A 19,361-nucleotide genomic window follows, 5' to 3' on the forward strand; every position below is an offset into this window, starting at 1 on the left:
CACCAACAGGGCGCACAGGGTATAACTCAGCCATTGATGATGAGTTTTGATGGTTGACTCGTTATTATTATTCATCCCTGATAACCCTATAGATACAAACAGTTAGATAACGAAATTGATGCGATAGTAAATAGAAACGTGATCTGGCTTCAGCCAGTCGGGATAGGCTAATGGCCAGCCGATGGTAAACTGGCTACTGAAATAGCGATGACGATTGCCTAACCCGATAGCGCTGCCCCACAATTTGCCCGAGGCATAATTGTCAGCGGTGTCATGGCGCAGATAACCCCCGTCAATGGCTGCCAGTGCAGTGATATTGCCCAGTAACGGCAGAGTAGCCAGTGACCAGTTCACTTCGTTACGCCAATAACCGCCTTTATCGCCAGACAGATACTGCTCTTTAAAGCCGCGCACTGAGGTTTCACCGCCAATAGTCAGTCGCTCGCTGCCGTATAAATTATCCGGTGTCCATTGACCGTAGAAGCTGGTGAGCCAGCTCCAGTCCTGTGCCAGAGGCAGGTAATAACTGCCAGACAATGTCCACTTATTGAATTCGGCCTTGGGTGCACTGCTATTTTTGCCATTATCATCCTCGGCACCAAGCCAAGGTACACCGCGACTGTAAGCGGGGTTCAAGGTGCTATAACCACCCCACAGTTTTTGGCTGTGATTAATCCCCAATACGACACTGGATAATTTGCGGCTGCTACTTTGCAAAAAACTGTCATTGAGATAATTGCGATTAAGGCGATGGGTTAGGCCGAACGACAAACCAGTCTTCATATCACTGTCCCGATACACCACACGCGAAATAGCGAAACGGTGCGTCTGGCTATCGCCACTGGAGAGCCAATCAAAGCCACGGTTAGTCACGGTGGAGAGGTAATCACTGTATGAATAATTGTAATCTGCCAGCCAGTAACCATAGGGGACGCTAACGCCAGTCTGCACACTGCGCGCATTATGGCTGCTGGCAAAATCACTGCTACGCGAACCGGAAATAAACCACTGATCAGCTAAGCCAAGCAGGTTATTCGCCGTCAGTGAGCTATTTATCTGACCTGTTCCGGTACTTTTCTGCCCACTATTATCAAAACCGACGCCAAGATTCAGCGGGAATTCAGGTGTTGCGGTGAGATTGACGATGGAATAACCCGCTTCGGTGCCCGGCAATATTTCAATTTGCACCGGAGTTTGGCGTAAACGGTTAATTTGCTCCATGCCCTGTTCAATATCGCGCAGATTAAGAATTTTCCCTTCAAGTCCTGGGAATGCCATTTTTAATTGGCGTGAGGTCTTACCGTTTAGCTCGATTTTTTGCAGTTTACCCTCCAGCACAGCCAGTTGCAGGGTGCCTTGTGATAAATCCTGTTCAATAAGAAATACCCGACTGGTAATATAACCACGCGAAATATACCAATCAGATATTTCTTGTATTAACGTCTGAATTTGATTTAAGTCCAAACATTTATTCAGATAAGGTCGCAGTAATTTTTGTTTATCTTTAGGCGGTAAATGATCGGCGTCTTGCAGATTAATAGTATTAATCATAAAACAGGCTCCAGCCGGTGCCGGAAGCGATTTTGGCGCAACAAGCTCGGGGCTTAAGCTGCGTTGTAATTCCTGACGCTGGCGCTGGTTTTGTTCTAAAATGTCACGCTGTTGTTGCTGAATAGTATTTCTATCTGCAGGGCTCAGCATATTGGCATAAGCAGTCAATGATAATGACAGCGACAGCAAAGCTGCTGCCTGTAAATATTTAGACATGGCATCCATTCAGAGTTTTATTAGATTTATTATTTCGACGTATTATATAGATTAGCCAAGCTACTGCAATTGATGAAATGAAATACTAACGGTCAACTCTTTGTGTAACGATCTGATGCGGAAGAGATAATATTAAATACGGAAGGTTTTTTAAAAGTACAATGCAGTGGGCTATGTTAATTTTTAAGTATATTACTCTGAATTTTTATAAAAATTAAGTAATTGGTCTTAAGGTTTGACTTTGTTTGAATATTTACCACTAAGTGATAGTGATAAACATATTATCTGCGCATAGTGAGGCCCACCGCGCGTTTAAGCTGAGTTTTCATCCTACAGTAAGGATGTTACTTGTCTGCGTAATGCTTTTATTTCTCGGCTATGTGTTTACTCACAGGCCTGTATAGACATTAAATTCTTGGGGAGCATTTATCGCTGCCTGTAGATAGGATTGGTGCCAAGTCGCACGTTTGTTACATCCACAAATGCGGCCCTTTTCGCATTCGCAAAAATGTTTGTCCTAATTTACTACTGGCTAATTGAACAGTAGGGAATGGCCGGATATAGTGCCCCCGCAGCGGCAAAATCCGTTGTCGGGTTTAGCAGCCTGAGACAAAACAGAACGCACAACCGCGTAGGCGGTTACTATGTGCGGGTACAGTTACGCCTAAGAAAAATCAATGGTGGGCTGGACGGGGGCATCGCAAGATGCGCCGGGTTCTCTGTTGACCGGTCTGCTAACCCTGTTCAGTCCACCACCCAAAGGGATTAGCAGCTCTTGGTGGTGGGATAAAACCATCAATTGAGAGGTTGTCATCATGGATTCGACGACTACACCCCACTGCAATATCGTTGTTCTTTGCCTGCCAGTATCATTAGCCGCCACTCTCCCGCCAGAGGTGCAACATGTACGATAAGACGCCTCGCGAGTTAGAAGAAGTCATTGATCACTGCCGTGCGCTGATTTACGCCATCGTCACACTCGAATCGCAGGAAGTGAAAGAAATACTCAACTTTGTTTTATGGCAGCAAATAGATCTGCTGCACCAAACGTATCAGCGGGATCTCAACGAACCGCTCGTGGCAGCTTAACGCCGCTATGTAAAAAGGCATCGTCAGATGCCTTTAAAGATTCAGAATCACTCACTCCCGGCAGGGAAGAACACTCGATAAATCCCAAGATTCAGTCAGTAAACCTATAAATGTTAAATTGTCCGTGAATATCACTTTTTTGAATAATGAAATGAAGTACCATTTTAAATGGTTTGTCATTTCATTATAAAAAAGGAGACAGCTAATGAAGCTTATTTCATTCACTGCCAGCACGGTCATACTGACTTGTTTTGCCTTTAATGCCCTTGCCGCACCAAGCTTGGATGGTTTTGCCGATGCTATCCATCATTATCAGAACAAAAATGGGAAGGAGTATCAGCGACTTTCTGAAAACGATGTCAAAGCCATATCTGAGAATGTACTTTTATATCAGAAGGAGGTTGGTGGCTGGATTGAAAATCAGGACCCATTGAGAATTTTATCACCAGAAGAAATACAGTCATTTCAAAAAGAAAAAGATAATATCAGAGTTTCATTTGATAACCGAAATACCTATTCTCAAATCGAATATCTTTCCCAGGCATGGGCCGAACTGGGGGATAAACGTTATAGTGATGCGGCATTACTGGGTATTCGCTATACCCTCAATCAACAATATAAAGTTTGTGCTGGCTGGCCACATACCATCCCACCTAAAAGTATTACTGAGACAGAAAACACCAGTTATCAACGTTCCATTACCAATGCGGATGACGTGACGTCCGGTATATTACGGATGTTTAGAAATATACTTGGTGACAAGAAAACCTATGGCTTTGTTGATAGTGAAACACTGACCTTGATTTCTGATGCAGTATCCAAAGGCGATCAGTGCTTACTGGAATTACAGATTGTACAAAATGGCATAAAAACTGGCTGGGCGGGTCAGTATAATCCTGAAACACTGACACCTGTTGGCGGCCGTTCATTTGAATTACCCGGCATATTGTCCGAAGAAACTGTTGGTGTGCTTGAATATTTAACTTCCATTGATAACCCATCCCCCGAAATCATTAAAAGCATTAATGACGCGACACAATGGTTGGAGAATTCTGCATTAACTGGATTCAAAGTCGTTAAATTTGAAGCGCCGGAAGAGAAATATGCTTGGCACTCCAGTAAATGGGACCGCCGAATTGAATCAGACCCTTCAGCACCTCGGATTTGGGCAAGATTTTATGATTTAAATGATAATTCTGTCATTTTGGCTAATCGCGATGGGAAACGTGTGGCTAAATACGAGGATATCGCGAGAGAACGTCGGACAGGTTATGGCTGGTATGGCTATTACGCTGAAGAGTATTTGTCGAAAACCTATCCTGAATGGGTAAAGAAGATGGCGTTAAAGCAATAATACTGTTACCAAGCGGGTATCAATATTTGTCGCTGCCACAAGACTGATAGGTAAAGCACTCTCACGGGAGTGCTTTTTTCATGGGCAAAGCTGCTGTAGGCCATATGGAGCGCAATTTATGACTGACTCAATAATGTGACATGCTTGGCTGTCAATGCGTAAAGCGTAGATCATGGTGGCGTTCGGTGGCACTTTGGGTGGATAACCTTTCTCACCGTATGCCAGTTCTGGCGGCACCACCAAGGTCATCGAACCGTGCTGGCTAGACCCTGACATATCCACTTTCTATCACATGTCAAAATACGGCAATCGTCTGCGGGGGCGGTATGCCGGTTCGACGATTGCCTTGGCAATGGCAGTTCCGATTTCAGCACAGACGGTAAGGCCCTGCACAAAGGGCTGGTCGTGCATGAGGTAGGGTAATGCGCCAAACGCGATGCGGCCACGAGCACAGTCTGGAGACAGAAGCGTATAATCGTTGCCCACTTCCGGAATCTCTTCGCCGCAAGACTGGAGCTGCTTTTTTAATGTCGGAAACGGCAGATCTTTCGTCTTCAGCGGCCTTTGTCCCCGCGCATCAATAAAAACATCGAACTCAAATGTTTTCCCTTTCGCGGAGATAACCGTCTGATGCGCTTTTACGTCCATTTTATAATCCGGCCCCAGCGCGAGAATGCTGATTACCCCCGCTTCACGTAGAGCCAATAATCGACGAATCGATTGTGAGGGGATGGCCGCATAGTTATCGATGAACACTCTGGCGAGACCAGAATTGAATCTTTTGCTGTCATCTTCATCAAGATAAGGGACGATTTCTTGTACAACTTCATGTAACCGGAGGATCACGTAACGCCATGGTACCGTGCGTTTTGCGCGCTTGTTGCGTTCGACCTCGTTAAGATTCGAGTAGGCCCAGCGGAACGGATCGTGCTGATGTCGATCGGCAAACCATGCATCGGAGAAGCTGTCAGCATCGAGAGTCTGAAGGGCGATATGCTCGCTCCAGATTGGGTCCGCTGATTCAATTTCTGCCACAACGAGTTTGAATACTCGGTCGAGTAAACCCTCTGACCCAGCAGAAATTTCATTTTTGATCGCGTCTTCTGTCACGACGCTTAATGCTTGATAGGGGATTGGGCAGTAAAAATCAGCTTCCGGCAGGATGCCCGATCGGGACATCAACGTGATTTTAAGCGCCTCACTTCCCTCATCAAGCGTGAACTGAATATGCTCATCATCTGCTTCGACAAACTGACCATGCTGGACCACCACAGCCATCGCGGCGTCAATGGCGCTCAGTGAAGTCCCCATAATGCCGATTTTGCACGCTGGGATTTTGGCTTCCATCAGTCCTGACCAAGGGCTCGGGAAGAATGTGCGAGTCGATTCACTTTCATCGGGCCACACATGGCCAGTGGCGATAACGGCGAGATCAAACAGTTCTGCTGCCGGTTCACCCTTCGCCCACAGTCGGACGCCATCGGTGGTGGCTTCAAGGTCGGTAACTTGGCAGGATTCATGCACATTCACCGTGAAACCTTGCTGTTTTGCCTTTGTCACCAGTGCTAGAAATTGGTCGCGATAATACTCGCCGAGCAGAATTCGCGGTAGGAACTGGCGGATATGCAGAGAATCCGGCTGAATACCATAGCGGGCTAGATGGCGTGCGCTTTGGCATTTTAACCAGTCGATATAAGTCGTAAAGATAGGGGGGATCTCGATGCTGGCGATGTTAGCTAACATCATCTTCGAGTTTTCTTCGTTGCTGTAAGGCATGCCAACACCGGCCTCACTGCCTTGCTCATAAATAGAAATTGAAACAGGCACTTTGAGCTTTAGCAGGGCGTCAAAGGTATAAATCCCCGTGGGGCCAGCACCAATAATAGCGATCTTTTTCATCGATATTCACCCCAGGTTAATATTCGCTTTTACATTTATAGGCTGGGAATAGGGTTTGCGTTAAGGGCAAAAACCGTCAAGAGCTTTCGTGCAAAAACATATTCTCGCGGGGTAAGTGTGGTTGAAAATACCTATTGCGCCAAGTCATCTAGTTCTGATGAGCGTTAGCTTTATAGAAATAGGGAATAGCGGCCAAATGACCTACCAGCCGATAGGTCTTCCGCAATCGGTGCTATTATCCACGCAACCTCGGCTGCGAACGTTCTCCATGCGTCTGTCCCTTCTTAAATTCCCTTTATCATCAACAGTATATATTGGATTTGAGCCTATCATTATTGGCTTTTTATCCTGTTGTGCATTGTAATCGTAGGGAGCACAGGCGGCGAGGCTGGCAGAAAGTAATACTGAGGGCAGCAAGCGTAAATACATTATTTTGGCTCCACCTAAAAAGAGTGTGAATAAGGATTTATAAGGCCGATAAGGCTAGCACATCAGCAACATGGTTGCGGCCAGAAGAGCAGCTCGATTGAAGGTCTGTTTACGCGAGTCTGGTACATGTCTACTATTGCCGAGGCATGCACCTTAAGCACTATAGATATGCTGAAGTATGAACCGTAAATATGCGGTTTACTGCATCCATATCAATTGGATAAAACAGCCTCGCTGTGCACAACATTCGCGAAATCGGCGGCGAGTAGCGCCATTGTGACCTCAAAAATAGTATTAGCTGACAGGTTAGTTGAAGGTATCCCAAAGCCAAGTACGGCGTCTTTTACGACCGTCATATTGAAGCCAAGATCAGAACCTGCTCGAACGGTTGAATTGACACAAAAGCCCGCGACCGCCCCGACGACGACCAAATCATCAATGCCGTTATCCCGTAAATAGTTGGCCAAGTCAGTGGATGCAAAGCCTGATGAAGTCGTTTTCACAAAGACAGGTTCATCCGCAACCGCTTGTGCGCATGGCATAGGAGCGTATCCAACGGCGTTTGGATTAAAAGGCGATTGCGGATTTTTTTCAGCGTGACGGATATGCACAACAGGAAGGCCTCGTTGCCTAAAGGCGGCTGAAAGCTGGGCAATCTTTTCAGGCGCATCGGTGTTTACGTGCTCCTTGCCTGATTCAATCCGATGTTGCATTTCCATCTGCATATCAATGATGAGCAAAGCCTGCATAAACCATTCTCCTGATTGGGGGCTGCGGTTCTTTTTACGGATAGCTAGTTTAATCGGCGGCTGTTTATGACTGCCATCAAGCAAGATCCCCTGTTTTATCTCTGACTCCCAAAATGTCTTCTTTAGTCCGCAGTTTGATGGTCACAGATGTTAACAAGTGCTCAACGAATTTGGTTAGTATGTTCCACCAAATCTCGTAGATGTTGCGATAACTGGTCAACGGTTTTCTCACCTGTCGCTGCCGCTACCGTTAAATTTTCCAGCGAATTATCGGTATCACGGATCCTGATGCCATTGCGATAGAGGAAAGCCATGGTAACGAAAAACGCAGTACGTTTATTACCATCGTTAAAAATGTGTCCACGAGCGATAGCGACCCAGTAGGTGGCGCCGAGTTCAAAAACATCTGTCACGCCTTCATAATGTGTTCGGTTTTGCACCCGATAAATGAGTGCTTCGGCCCTGCCGGGATCGGGTATACCAGTAACGCCGGGGAGCCGTTGCAATATGCGGTCATGAAAAGCGATAACCTCCTGAGCGCTGATCCACATCATCGGTTTGTCAGCGCCTCTACAGTATGACCATGACGTTGCATAATGACATCGAACTCTGCATCAAGCTTAGCGTTTTGGTATGTCTCAAATTCAGCCTTACTGATAACCACTGCCGAGCTACCGTCTCGGCGGGTGATTTCAACAGGTTCGCCATGAGTGGCCGCATCCAATACTTCTGAAATATTTGCTCGAGCTTGGGTTGAAGTGTAAGTACGCATTGAGTGCCTCCTGAAGTGTACAATTGAATTGTACGCTTAATATGATTTTGATTAAATCGAAATGTCAGGGATGGTCTGATTGATTTACATAATGAAGAGCTTGGTGATTCTGCGTGTGCACATAATCTGATTATATGCGGGTAGATTTTCGCTGTATTGAGATCGGGATGGTACTAAAAAAGCCCGTTATTATACGGGCTTGGTGGTATGGACGAGATGTTGTGAGACTTGACGAGTTCGCTCAAGAATTTACTCGATATTCTGGATCTGCTCACGCATCTGTTCGATAAGCACTTTTAGTTCGATGGCGGAATTGGTGACTTCCGCATTGATCGATTTCGAGGCTAGCGTATTTGACTCGCGGTTGAATTCTTGCATCATAAAATCAAGGCGGCGGCCGACAGCTTCTTTCTTCTTCAAGATATTGTGCGTTTCTTTGACGTGCGCTTCGAGGCGATCTAGCTCTTCGGCGACATCGACACGCTGTGCCATCAGCACTAACTCTTGTTCCAAGCGGGTATTTTCCAACTGAACTTGTGCTTCTTCCAGCTTGGTAAGCAGCCGTTCACGTTGCCACTGCAAGATATTGGGCATGTGCGCACGTACTTTAACCACTTCCGCACTCACACCGTCTAGGCGTTGTTCGATCAGCGTTTTTAATGCTGCGCCTTCGGTTTCGCGAGAAACGATAAAGTCATCAAGAGCCACATCCAGCGCGAGCATTAACTCAGTGCTAATGACATCCAGATCTTGCTCTTCGGCTGACATCACACCCGGCCAGCGCAAAACATCAAGCGGATTGATCTCACCCTCATCACTTTGCATTTTGACCCAGTTCGCTGCTTCAACCAGCTGCTTAGCAAGTTTTTCATTCAAAATCAACGAACTTTGCGCTGCGGCATCCAGCTCAAAACGCAGGCTACACTCAATCTTGCCTCGTGTCAGACGGCTGCGGATACGCTCGCGAATGACAGGCTCTAAGCTGCGGAACTGTTCAGGCAAGCGAATATAGGTTTCTAAATAGCGTTGGTTAACGGAACGTAGCTCCCAAGCTGCGCTGCCCCATTCGCCTTTAATATCACGCCGAGCGTAGGCGGTCATGCTGCGGATCATTGTGCGTACCCGTTTTAATTAAAGAAAAGATGCAGGGATTATAGCCTCCGAGGCGCGGGCAGGATAGGCATTACATCACTAAGGCCGTATAATGCGCGACCAATATCGATTTAAAGCCGGAGAAAGCCCATGCGTCCAGCAGACCGAGCAGCACAACAAGTCCGCCCATTAACCCTGACCCGTAATTACACGAAACACGCTGAAGGTTCCGTGTTGGTTGAGTTTGGCGATACCAAAGTATTGTGCACCGCCACGGTGGAAGAGGGTGTTCCGCGCTTTCTGAAAGGCCAAGGTCAAGGCTGGATAACTGCCGAATACGGTATGTTGCCACGTTCTACCCATAGCCGTAATGCTCGCGAAGCGGCAAAAGGTAAGCAAGGTGGGCGTACGTTAGAAATTCAGCGCCTGATCGCCCGCTCTTTGCGCGCAGCTGTCGATTTGAAGAAGTTAGGTGAGTTCACCATTACTTTAGACTGCGACGTTTTGCAGGCTGATGGCGGCACGCGTACTGCTTCTATCAGTGGCGCTTGCGTAGCATTGGCTGATGCCCTGAATAAATTGGTGGCCAGCGGTAAATTAAAAGCTAACCCGATGAAAGGGCTGGTTGCCGCTGTTTCTGTGGGGATCGTGAAAGGTGAAGCCCTTTGCGATCTGGAGTACGTGGAAGATTCTGCGGCAGAAACGGACATGAATGTGGTGATGATGGAAGATGGTCGCATGATTGAGGTGCAGGGCACCGCAGAAGGCGAACCTTTCAGTCACGAAGAGTTACTGGCGTTGCTGGCCTTGGCTCGTGGGGGGATAGAAACTATCTTCCAGGCGCAGAAGGCGGCGTTAGCGCAATAGTTGATTTAGGCGACTCGGTAGTCGCCTTTTTTTTGCCTGCAATTTGAGGCACCCAATGAATAACCCGAGTGGTTAATGTCGGTAGTCACAATCTGGAAAGGAGAAGTCCCCATGAAAGCCTATCAGCGCGAGTTTATTGAGTTTGCGCTTAACAAGCAGGTGTTGAAGTTTGGCGAATTTACCCTGAAGTCTGGGCGAATTAGCCCTTATTTCTTTAATGCAGGGTTGTTTAATACCGGGCTTGATCTGGCAAAACTCGGGCGTTTTTATGCCGCAGCATTAATGGATTGTGGTGTGGAGTTTGATCTCTTGTTCGGGCCTGCCTATAAAGGCATCCCAATTGCGACCACAACGGCAGTCGCATTGGCAGAGCATCATGCGCGCGATGTGCCTTACTGCTTCAACCGCAAAGAAGCGAAAGACCATGGTGAAGGCGGCAGTTTGGTGGGGAGCCCGTTAAAAGGCCGAGTCATGCTGGTGGATGATGTTATCACCGCTGGCACTGCGATTCGTGAATCAATGGAAATCATTAATGCCCAAGGCGCAACACTGGCCGGCGTGATGATTTCATTAGATCGTCAGGAGCGCGGCCGTGGTGATATTTCGGCGATTCAAGAAGTTGAACGGGATTACCACTGCAAAGTCATCTCGATTGTGACGTTGAATGATGTGGTTAGCTATCTGGAAGAGAAGCCGGAAATGGCCGACCATCTGGCGGCGGTGCATCGTTATCGTGAACAGTATGGCATTACCCTTTAGTTGTTGGTGATGAGTCGTTGTTGATGATGAAGAGTTATTGGTGACGAGCCTTCGTGACTGATACGCAATATTGCTTTAGCGTCGTGCTGTATTTCCCCTAAAGGATAGTGCAGCACGATATTCGTTTTTGATTTTTGCTTCCGTCCAAATACGCCCTACCATTGCTCCCCATTGCAGAATGAGTGCAAAAATCTGCATTTACCTCCTCGATACTTTGAATCGCTGTTTTTTCATACATTTTCCTCATTAATCATTTTGGGGTATTTGTCTGGTTGATCCCACTGCATTTCTGTTGTTGCCCCCGCTTGAAGCGTTTCAGTTCTTAATTTCGAGTTAAGGGTGCAATCCAGTACAACTAATAATTTCCATATTGTTATGAGGGTGTTATTTTCCGCGCAAGCACGGATAAAAAAGAAGTGTCACTCAATCATCAATGAGAACAAAGCGACAGGCTGCCGTGTATTTCTCCAAAAGGACATAGTTATGAAAGCTTCAATATTTAAAAGTCTTTATTTTCAGGTGTTAACGGCGATTACACTGGGTGTCTTGTTAGGCCATTTCTATCCTGAACTTGGCGCTCAGATGAAACCACTGGGTGATGGATTTGTTAAACTAATTAAAATGATTATCGCACCCGTGATTTTCTGTACTGTCGTGACCGGTATCGCGGGCATGGAAAGTATGAAGGCCGTAGGCCGTACCGGTGCGATAGCGTTGCTCTATTTTGAGATTGTTAGCACCATCGCACTACTGATCGGTCTGGTGATTGTGAACGTGGTGCAACCCGGTGCTGGCATGAATATCGATCCGGCTACACTCGATGCCAAAGCGGTTGCACTTTATGCGGAGCAAGCCTCGCAGCAAGGGATTGTACCCTTCTTACTCGATATCATCCCTGGCAGTGTGGTGGGGGCGTTTGCGAGCGGCAATATTCTGCAAGTGCTGCTGTTTGCGGTGTTATTCGGTTTTGCACTGCATCGTCTGGGTGAGAAAGGCCAAATCATCTTCAATGTTATCGAAAGCTTCTCCCGCGTTATTTTCGGTATCATCAACATGATCATGCGCTTGGCACCTCTCGGGGCGTTCGGTGCGATGGCTTTCACTATCGGTAAATACGGTGTGGGTAGCTTGGTGCAACTGGGGCAGTTGATTATCTGCTTCTACGTCACCTGTATCCTGTTTGTGGTCGTTGTGCTGGGTTCGATTGCCAAATTCAACGGCTTCAACATTTTCAAATTTATCCGTTACATCAAAGAAGAATTGCTGATCGTCTTGGGGACATCATCCTCTGAATCCGTGTTACCACGTATGCTGGATAAGATGGAAAAAGCCGGTTGTAAGAAATCGGTGGTAGGGTTGGTTATTCCGACGGGTTACTCATTTAACCTAGATGGCACATCTATCTACCTGACGATGGCCGCGGTCTTTATTGCGCAAGCTACCAACACCCATATGGATGTGATTCATCAGGTCACCTTATTGGTGGTGCTGCTGCTCTCCTCAAAAGGGGCGGCAGGGGTGACGGGCAGTGGCTTCATTGTGTTGGCAGCAACGATTTCTGCGGTAGGGCATCTACCACTGGCAGGGTTGGCACTGATTCTGGGTATCGACCGCTTTATGTCAGAAGCCCGTGCGTTGACTAACTTGGTGGGTAACGGTGTCGCAACCATCGTGGTAGCGAAATGGTGTAACCAACTGGATAACGATCAACTGCAGGCTGTGTTATCCAATAAAACGCCACCGAATAGCGAAATAAAAGGCAGTGTTTCTTCCTCTTGATCGAAAAATAACCCATTTATCGGCGAGTTTTAAAGATTCAGACTTTTCACATAAAAACCGTCAGTGACCAGCTGTCACTGGCGGTTCTTACACAGATAGGCCCCCCATCCCGCGCTTTCTTGTGCTTTTTATCCTTTAACTACTATTTTTTACACTGATGAGTGACATCCGCAAAAGCACGTGGTCTAACACAATGGTACACTCCCATCTCCGGTTTTCACGGTGGTGATAGCCGTTGATTTTTAACCTAATGATGTCGGCATTTGATGTGCTTTTGAACGTGGGATGATTCATCCCTGCCTTTATAGCTGCGATACAGAGCACTGGTCGCGGATATGCTGAGCATTAGACGTTCACGTTAAGCACAAGTGACTTACGTAAAATTGTATTATTTATACCCGAGGTAATTGGCGTTGCAGGTAGGCCGTTAGCGATGCACTGACTTCAGTCAGGGAAGGCAGCTAACCGCACTGTAGCTTCAAACGAGAAGGGTTAAAATTGGATAGATTATTAAGTAGGGGTTCACATGCAGGGCACCAGAATTCGTCTTATAGTGGGTGGATTATTGTTGGCGGCTGCCAGCGGTAATGCGCCGGCTGAAGCACTACAACCCGATCCTGCTTGGCAGCAAGGGAAGCTAGAAAACGGGTTTTCATGGCAGCTGCTGGCAACGCCGCAGCGCCCAAGCGATCGAATCGAATTACGTCTGGTCGTCAATACAGGTTCATTAGCAGAAAGCGCGCAGCAAGTGGGTTTTGCCCATTTGTTGCCACGTTTGGCATTATTGAGCAGCGCGAGCTTTACGCCCGCCCAACTTCAGTCGCTGTGGCAGCAAGGGGTCGATAACGAGCGCCCGTTGCCACCGGCGATCACTTCTTATGATTTCACTTTATACAGTCTCAGTTTGCCTAATAACCGCCCTGATTTGCTGAAAGAAGCATTGGCTTGGTTATCCGATACCAGCGGTAAGTTGGCCGTCAATGAGCAAACGGTTAATGCGGCGCTAAACAGTGCCACCGATCCGATTGCCACTTTCCCGCAAAATATTCAGGAGCCTTGGTGGCGTTATCGGCTTAAAGGTTCTTCGCTGATTGGGCATGATCCGGGCCAGCCGGTGGCGCAACCGGTAGATGTCGAGAAACTACAACAGTTTTATCAGCAGTGGTATACCCCTGATGCCATGACATTGTACGTGGTGGGGAATGTGGACAGCCGCAGTATCGCCGCTCAAATCAGTAAAACTTTCTCGGAACTGAAAGGGAAGCGCACGACACCGGCACCGATTGCGATGTTAGCGCCATTACCGCCAGAACCGGTGAGTTTGATGGGGGAGCAAGCGACGCAAGATACATTATCACTGATGTGGGATACCCCTTGGCATCCGATTCAAGACTCCGTTGCATTAAGCCGTTACTGGCGCAGCGATTTAGCGCGTGAGGCGCTGTTCTGGCATATCCAACAAGTGCTGAATAAAAACGATCAGAAGAACCTGAAGTTAGGCTTTGATTGCCGTGTGCAATATCAGCGCGCCCAGTGTGCTATTCATTTGAATACGCCGACGGAAAATCTCACGTCGGGGATGACGTTTGTTGCCCGTGAATTGGCCGCATTGCGCACCAATGGCTTAAGCCAAGCTGAGTTCGATGCATTGATGGCGCAGAAAAATGAGCAGCTCAGTAAGCTGTTTGCGACCTATGCTCGCACGGATACTGACATTCTGATGAGTCAGCGCCTACGTTCACAGCAAAGTGGTGTGGTTGATATCGCGCCAGAGCAGTATCAAAAACTTCGGCAAGCATTTTTGTCAGGTTTGACACTGGCAGAGTTAAATCAGGAGTTGAAGCAGCAGTTATCGCAAGATACCACGCTGATTCTGACGCAGCCAAAAGGCGAGCCGGAAGTGAATGTGAAGGCGCTGCAAGAAGCCTATAACGCGATCATGACGCCACACACGGTGGTGCCAGAGGATGCGGTACCAGTCGCGAGTGCTGAGGCGGTGCCGCCGACGCCAACGACCGCTCAGTGATTAAAAAGCCCAGCCGTAGTAGGCTGGGCTTTTTGATGGCGAATGCTGAACGAAGGGGAAACGTGCCGTTAACCCCTTCGAACGCGATACTGAATTAATCAGACCGCAGGCATAGCTGCCAATGGGATGATGGCCCCACGATACTGAATCACTGTGCTGGCCGTTAAATGGCCACGCACGGCTGCATCGTGGGCGCTACCACCGGTCAGGCGAACCGCCAGATAACCGGCACTGAAAGAATCCCCTGCGGCGGTGGTATCCACTACTTTTTCTTTCGGCAATTTGACCGCCGGAACATCGTATTGGTGTGCTTCAAAGCCGTCTTTTACCCAGACGATACAAGAATCCGCGCCACGCTTGATAATAATCTCACTCACGCCCAATGCTTGAGTGCGATCAATCACCTGCTCTAATGGCTTCTCGCCCCACAGCATGTCTTCATCATCCAGTGTCAGGAAAGCGATATCCGTGCAGGCCAACATGTCACGGTAGGCTTCTTGAGTCTCTTCTTTGCTCTGCCACAGACGTGGGCGATAGTTGTTATCAAAGATAACTTTGCCACCATTTGCTCGGCAGGCTTGCAGCAATTTCAGTAAGCGCTGACGTGATGCACTGTCCAGAATCGCCAAACTGATGCCGCTGAGATACAGATAATCAAATTTTTCCAAGCGTTGGCAGATATCATCTGCCGCTGGACTGGTCAGCCAGAAACGCGCCGCGGCATCGTTACGCCAGTAATAGAAGGTGCGCTCGCCAGTGCTATCGGTTTCGATGAAATATAGCCCTGGCAACTTATTATCCATACGCTGGATAAGGTCAGTATGGATCTTCTCTTGCTGCCAAGCGGTCAGCATCTCTTCGCTAAAGCTATCAGTACCTAGTGCCGTCACATAGTGCACATTCAGCGCCTGCTCAGAAACCTGACGGGCAACATACACCGCTGTGTTCAGCGTATCACCGCCAAAGCCCCGGCTAAGGTCGGAACCTTTTTGTGACAGTTCAATCATGCATTCGCCGATAACGGCAATATTTTTGCTAGTCATGGAAAGCTGGCCTATTCCTGAATGTGTCTGTGATGAGAGTGGTTTAGGTTAGTCTCACTGCTGACTCCGCCAGAGTCAATAGTATTAAAACGACGTTTTAGATTTTTTATGATATAGGTTGGGAAACTGGCAAGTTTCCCACGCAGATGGGTAAAATTATGACGATTTTCGAAGGTCAGTGACACACTGACCACCAATCCCCCAGTTATCAGTATCCACCTCATCAATCACCACCACGGTCGTTGCTGGGTTTTTACCCAAGGTGTCGACTAACAGTTGAGTCACGCCAGCGATCAGCTGTTTTTTCTGTTCAGCCGTGGCCCCTTCGCGAGTAATCTTAATATTTACATAAGGCATATTCATCTCCATTAAGTGTAATGGCATTATTGAGTTATCTACTATAGATGGCTTAAAAGTACCGCGCCAACTCGCCTGAGAGCAAGAATCTGTCATGACACAATATAAAGTTATGGCCTCTGGAGTCGATAACATGTCCAGAAGGAATCACCTTTACCACAGGATGTCATCGAACGGTCGGCGGTACGAACTGCCATTAGGGTCTGATGACATACAACATGGCGACTAAACTGATGATGACGAATAAAGTATCAGGTTTGCTAGCGCCATCCTTTGCCGCCATTGATCGTAATAAAGGACAGAGCTTCTGGCGGCAATGTCAGCGTCGGTACACTTTTCAACCTATCTATCGCACATCCGGAGCGTTACTGGCGATCGAGTTACTCACGGCTGTTTTTCACCCTTCATCGCCGGATACTCGCCTGAATCCGGAGGATTACTTCAATGCCATCAGTATCGGTGACCGCTTAAATGTGGTGCTGGAACAGCTGAACATGATCAAGCAGTGGCACGCGATATTTGTTCACCACTCCGTGTTGGTTTCGATCAACATCGATGGTCAGGCGTTAATGGCGATGCAAGATGACAGACAGGCCAAACTGTTGATAGACGCTATGCCTTATGTCCGCTTTGAATTACTCGAGCATGTCGATACCTCCCTTGATACCCCCTTTGCGCGCATTGCAGAAGCCGATCGTCTGTGGCTGGACGATTTTGGTAGTGGGATGGCGAACTTCACTTCATTCCTGAGTTGGCGCTATGAGTACATCAAAGTTGCCCGTGATCTGTTTATCGTTTTGCAAGAAAGTGATGTCGGGAACCAACTGTTTTTCACGCTAATCACCTTGATGGATCGCTACAGTAAAGGGGTGATTGTTGAAGGCGTAGAAACCTCACAAGAGTGGGCCATGGTACAGCGTTCTGATGCCGCAGCAGCGCAAGGTTATTACCTTTCTCGGCCCACCTCATTTGATCGATTACAGGCACTGCCCATGCTGTTTTGTGGCTAATGTTTTATGAGTGCCAATGCTGTGTTTCCCCGCTGCTGCTTCTGCCAGCATCACGGCATTGATCTGCCCAAATAATGGATTCTATCCCATCATCGACTATGGTTAGTGTAGTCTTCTAAATCCACAGTATTCATCGGCTCATCACTTTCCTGACTGATTTTTCGACTAAAATACCGCAAAGTGACCCTCGAATAAGCACACCATAACGGTGGATTTAGCATTATCTTCTGATGACTGGCATGGAGCTATTATGACCAAAACTGGAAAAGTGCTCACGGGCATTGGCGGCGTGATTGTTCTGTTGGTGGTGGCGATGATTGTGTTTGTGATGACTTTCGACTGGAATCGCCTCAAACCAACGATTAACGAAAAAGTGTCCACTGAATTGCAACGACCATTCGCCATTCGTGGCAATTTGGGGGTTGATTGGTCACGAAAAGGCGATGAACCGGGTTGGCGCGGCTGGGTGCCTTGGCCACATATTCATGCAGAAGATCTGGTGTTGGGCAATCCACCGGATTTAGTTAGCGATAAAAAGGCGGGCGATAAAACGGCTTCCGCTGCTTTTCCCTCCGGTGAAATGGTCACCCTAAAACGAGTCGATGCGAGCATCGCGCCGTTAGCCTTACTGGCGAAAGAGGTCTGGATCCCCCGAATTTGGCTAACACAGCCGGATGCTCACTTGTTGCGGCTGGCTGACGGCAAAAATAACTGGACGTTCCATCTGGCCAATAGCCCGACAGAAGGTGAGAACACCGCATCCTCTTGGTCGGTCAATATCGACGATATCGTTTTTGATCGTGGTGAAATTAACCTGAACGATGCCACTTTAAAAGCTGACCTGCACGCTGTGATTGATCCCTTGGGTAAACCTTTGCCATTCGCTGAGGTGACCGGCACGGACAACAAAGAGAAAAAAGGCCAGCAGGCTGCAAATAACGGGCAAAGCAACACGGAAGACTATATTTTCGGTTGGAAGGTTGACGGCAAGTATCAGGGCCAGCCATTGACAGGCAGTGGCAAAATTGGCGGCATGTTATCGATGAGTGATGCAAGCCGGCCATTCCCGTTACAGGCTGATTTACGCTCGGGGTCAACTCGAATCGTGGTGGCCGGTACTTTAACGGATCCGGGCAATTTGGCGGGTTTGGATTTGCAATTGAAATTCTCCGGTGCGAGCTTGGATAACCTCTATCCGCTTATCGGTGTATTACTGCCCGCGACGCCGCCTTACAACACTGATGGCCGCTTAGTCGCGAGTCTTAAGCAAGCGGGTGGCGCAGTTTATCGCTATGAAAACTTTAACGGTAAGATTGGCGACAGCGATATTCACGGTGATTTGACCTATGCCGCCAGCCAACCGCGCCCCAAATTAACCGGAAAAATGTCATCAGAGAAATTACGTTTTGCGGATTTAGCGCCATTGATTGGGGCTGACTCCAATCAGGAAAAAGCGAATCGTGGCGAGCGAAATCGCCAACCGGCTAATAAGGTCTTACCGACGGAAAAGTTTGATACCAAAAGCTGGGACGTCATGGATGCTGATGTGACCTATGCAGCGAAACGCATTGAGCGCGATAAATCATTACCGCTAAGTAATCTGTCGACGCATGTGGTGCTGAATAATGGGGAGCTGTTACTCGATCCATTACGCTTTGGGATGGCAGGGGGCAACTTGAATGCGACGCTACGGTTGAATGGCAACAAGAACCCGATGCAAGGCAAGGTTGATCTCCATGCCCGTAAGCTGCAATTGAAAGAGCTATTGCCAGAGGTCACGGCGATGCGTAACAGCTTGGGGCAACTGAATGGCGATGCGTCCTTTACGGCGAGCGGTAACTCGGTTGCCGCACTACTGGCCACCAGTAATGGCAACCTGCGTTTGCTGCTCAACCAAGGATTGATCAGCCGCAGTTTGATGGAGTTACTGGGTCTGAATGTGGGTAACTATCTGGTGGCGAAGTTGTTTGGTGATGATGAGGTTAAGATTAACTGTGCAGTGGCGGATATTCAGCTGCGTAATGGGCTAGCAACACCACGGCTGTTTGTCATCGATACCGAAAACGCCATTATCAATGTGACGGGCAATATTAACTTCGCGACCGAACGGTTGGATTTATCCATTGATCCGGAGAGTAAAGGGCTGCGTATTCTGACCTTACGCTCCCCGCTCTATGTGAAGGGAACGTTTAAGCAACCAGATGCGGGAGTCAAAGCGGGGCCATTGATCGCCCGAGGCACCATTGCGGCGGTGTTAGGGGTCGCGCTGACGCCAGCGGCGGCATTGCTCGCACTGATTTCCCCCAGCGAAGCTGAAGAGAATCAGTGCACACCATTTTTGAATAAAATAAAGCAGAAAAAATAATTAG

General features: G+C 48.0%; 17 protein-coding genes and 1 pseudogene. 9 read left to right on the forward strand and 9 right to left on the reverse strand.

Features of this window, described 5'->3' with window-relative positions; genetic code table 11:
• Positions 1-102 precede the first annotated feature (102 nt).
• On the reverse strand, positions 103-1,776 hold the full coding sequence (locus DA391_RS00415) for a ShlB/FhaC/HecB family hemolysin secretion/activation protein (protein ID WP_108087237.1): 1,674 nt from the start codon (positions 1,774-1,776) through the stop codon (positions 103-105).
• A 668-nt stretch (positions 1,777-2,444) separates the two neighbouring features.
• Between DA391_RS00415 and DA391_RS24570 the strand changes: the two genes are divergently transcribed.
• The 3 genes from DA391_RS24570 to pelA all read left to right on the forward strand — a co-directional run bounded on the left by DA391_RS24570 (position 2,445) and on the right by pelA (position 4,210).
• The gene (locus DA391_RS24570; protein ID WP_019212715.1) at positions 2,445-2,570 is read left to right on the forward strand and encodes an ash family protein; all 126 of its coding nucleotides are present in this window, start codon (positions 2,445-2,447) and stop codon (positions 2,568-2,570) included.
• A 100-nt stretch (positions 2,571-2,670) separates the two neighbouring features.
• On the forward strand, positions 2,671-2,856 hold the full coding sequence (locus DA391_RS00425) for a hypothetical protein (protein WP_049610039.1): 186 nt from the start codon (positions 2,671-2,673) through the stop codon (positions 2,854-2,856).
• Between the two features lie 205 nt (positions 2,857-3,061).
• Positions 3,062-4,210, forward strand: coding sequence for a pectate lyase (gene pelA / locus DA391_RS00430; RefSeq protein WP_050083387.1), 1,149 nt, complete (start codon positions 3,062-3,064; stop codon positions 4,208-4,210).
• Positions 4,211-4,288: 78 nt separating this feature from the next.
• Here pelA and DA391_RS00435 read toward each other — a convergent pair.
• From DA391_RS00435 to DA391_RS00460, 6 genes and pseudogenes are all read right to left on the reverse strand, one after another.
• Positions 4,289-4,468 (reverse strand): annotated as a pseudogene (locus DA391_RS00435) (FKBP-type peptidyl-prolyl cis-trans isomerase); the annotation flags it as partial.
• Positions 4,469-4,498: 30 nt separating this feature from the next.
• Positions 4,499-6,109 carry an FAD-NAD(P)-binding protein gene (locus DA391_RS00440; protein WP_108087239.1) on the reverse strand — a complete coding sequence of 537 codons (1,611 nt, stop codon included), beginning with the start codon at positions 6,107-6,109 and terminating at the stop codon, positions 4,499-4,501.
• Between the two features lie 641 nt (positions 6,110-6,750).
• On the reverse strand, positions 6,751-7,371 hold the full coding sequence (locus DA391_RS00445; protein WP_206186971.1) for a cysteine hydrolase family protein: 621 nt from the start codon (positions 7,369-7,371) through the stop codon (positions 6,751-6,753).
• Between the two features lie 77 nt (positions 7,372-7,448).
• The gene (locus DA391_RS00450; RefSeq protein WP_050083383.1) at positions 7,449-7,841 is read right to left on the reverse strand and encodes a type II toxin-antitoxin system death-on-curing family toxin; all 393 of its coding nucleotides are present in this window, start codon (positions 7,839-7,841) and stop codon (positions 7,449-7,451) included.
• Positions 7,838-8,059 (reverse strand): type II toxin-antitoxin system Phd/YefM family antitoxin, encoded by a 222-nt coding sequence (locus tag DA391_RS00455; RefSeq protein ID WP_049610050.1) that lies wholly within the window; start codon positions 8,057-8,059, stop codon positions 7,838-7,840. The genes DA391_RS00450 and DA391_RS00455 overlap by 4 nt, the downstream gene beginning before the upstream one ends.
• 249 nt (positions 8,060-8,308) lie before the next feature.
• Positions 8,309-9,172, reverse strand: a complete 864-nt coding sequence (locus DA391_RS00460) for a YicC/YloC family endoribonuclease (RefSeq protein WP_050287365.1) — start codon at positions 9,170-9,172, stop codon at positions 8,309-8,311.
• 129 nt (positions 9,173-9,301) lie between these two features.
• Here DA391_RS00460 and rph point away from each other — a divergent pair, with 129 nt between their 5' ends.
• From rph to DA391_RS00480, 4 genes are all read left to right on the forward strand, one after another.
• Positions 9,302-10,018: a ribonuclease PH gene (gene rph, locus DA391_RS00465; protein ID WP_004705100.1), complete on the forward strand. Its 717-nt coding sequence runs from the start codon at positions 9,302-9,304 to the stop codon at positions 10,016-10,018.
• A gap of 111 nt (positions 10,019-10,129) precedes the next feature.
• Positions 10,130-10,777: an orotate phosphoribosyltransferase gene (gene pyrE, locus DA391_RS00470; protein ID WP_108087240.1), complete on the forward strand. Its 648-nt coding sequence runs from the start codon at positions 10,130-10,132 to the stop codon at positions 10,775-10,777.
• 483 nt (positions 10,778-11,260) lie between these two features.
• Positions 11,261-12,556 carry a dicarboxylate/amino acid:cation symporter gene (locus DA391_RS00475; protein ID WP_108087241.1) on the forward strand — a complete coding sequence of 432 codons (1,296 nt, stop codon included), beginning with the start codon at positions 11,261-11,263 and terminating at the stop codon, positions 12,554-12,556.
• Positions 12,557-13,082: 526 nt separating this feature from the next.
• Positions 13,083-14,582 (forward strand): M16 family metallopeptidase, encoded by a 1,500-nt coding sequence (locus tag DA391_RS00480; RefSeq protein ID WP_108087242.1) that lies wholly within the window; start codon positions 13,083-13,085, stop codon positions 14,580-14,582.
• A 98-nt stretch (positions 14,583-14,680) separates the two neighbouring features.
• Here DA391_RS00480 and DA391_RS00485 read toward each other — a convergent pair whose 3' ends face one another.
• Positions 14,681-15,625, reverse strand: a complete 945-nt coding sequence (locus DA391_RS00485) for a sugar kinase (protein WP_019212731.1) — start codon at positions 15,623-15,625, stop codon at positions 14,681-14,683.
• A 156-nt stretch (positions 15,626-15,781) separates the two neighbouring features.
• Positions 15,782-15,982 carry a 2-hydroxymuconate tautomerase family protein gene (locus DA391_RS00495; RefSeq protein ID WP_019212732.1) on the reverse strand — a complete coding sequence of 67 codons (201 nt, stop codon included), beginning with the start codon at positions 15,980-15,982 and terminating at the stop codon, positions 15,782-15,784.
• Between the two features lie 218 nt (positions 15,983-16,200).
• Here DA391_RS00495 and pdeH point away from each other — a divergent pair, with 218 nt between their 5' ends.
• Positions 16,201-16,992, forward strand: a complete 792-nt coding sequence (gene pdeH, locus DA391_RS00500; protein WP_019212733.1) for a cyclic-guanylate-specific phosphodiesterase — start codon at positions 16,201-16,203, stop codon at positions 16,990-16,992.
• Between the two features lie 250 nt (positions 16,993-17,242).
• Positions 17,243-19,357, forward strand: a complete 2,115-nt coding sequence (locus DA391_RS00505) for an AsmA family protein (RefSeq protein ID WP_108087243.1) — start codon at positions 17,243-17,245, stop codon at positions 19,355-19,357.
• The last annotated feature ends 4 nt before the right edge of the window (positions 19,358-19,361 follow it).

Origin of the sequence: Yersinia massiliensis (genome assembly GCF_003048255.1) — a bacterium.
GTDB lineage: Bacteria > Pseudomonadota > Gammaproteobacteria > Enterobacterales > Enterobacteriaceae > Yersinia > Yersinia massiliensis_A.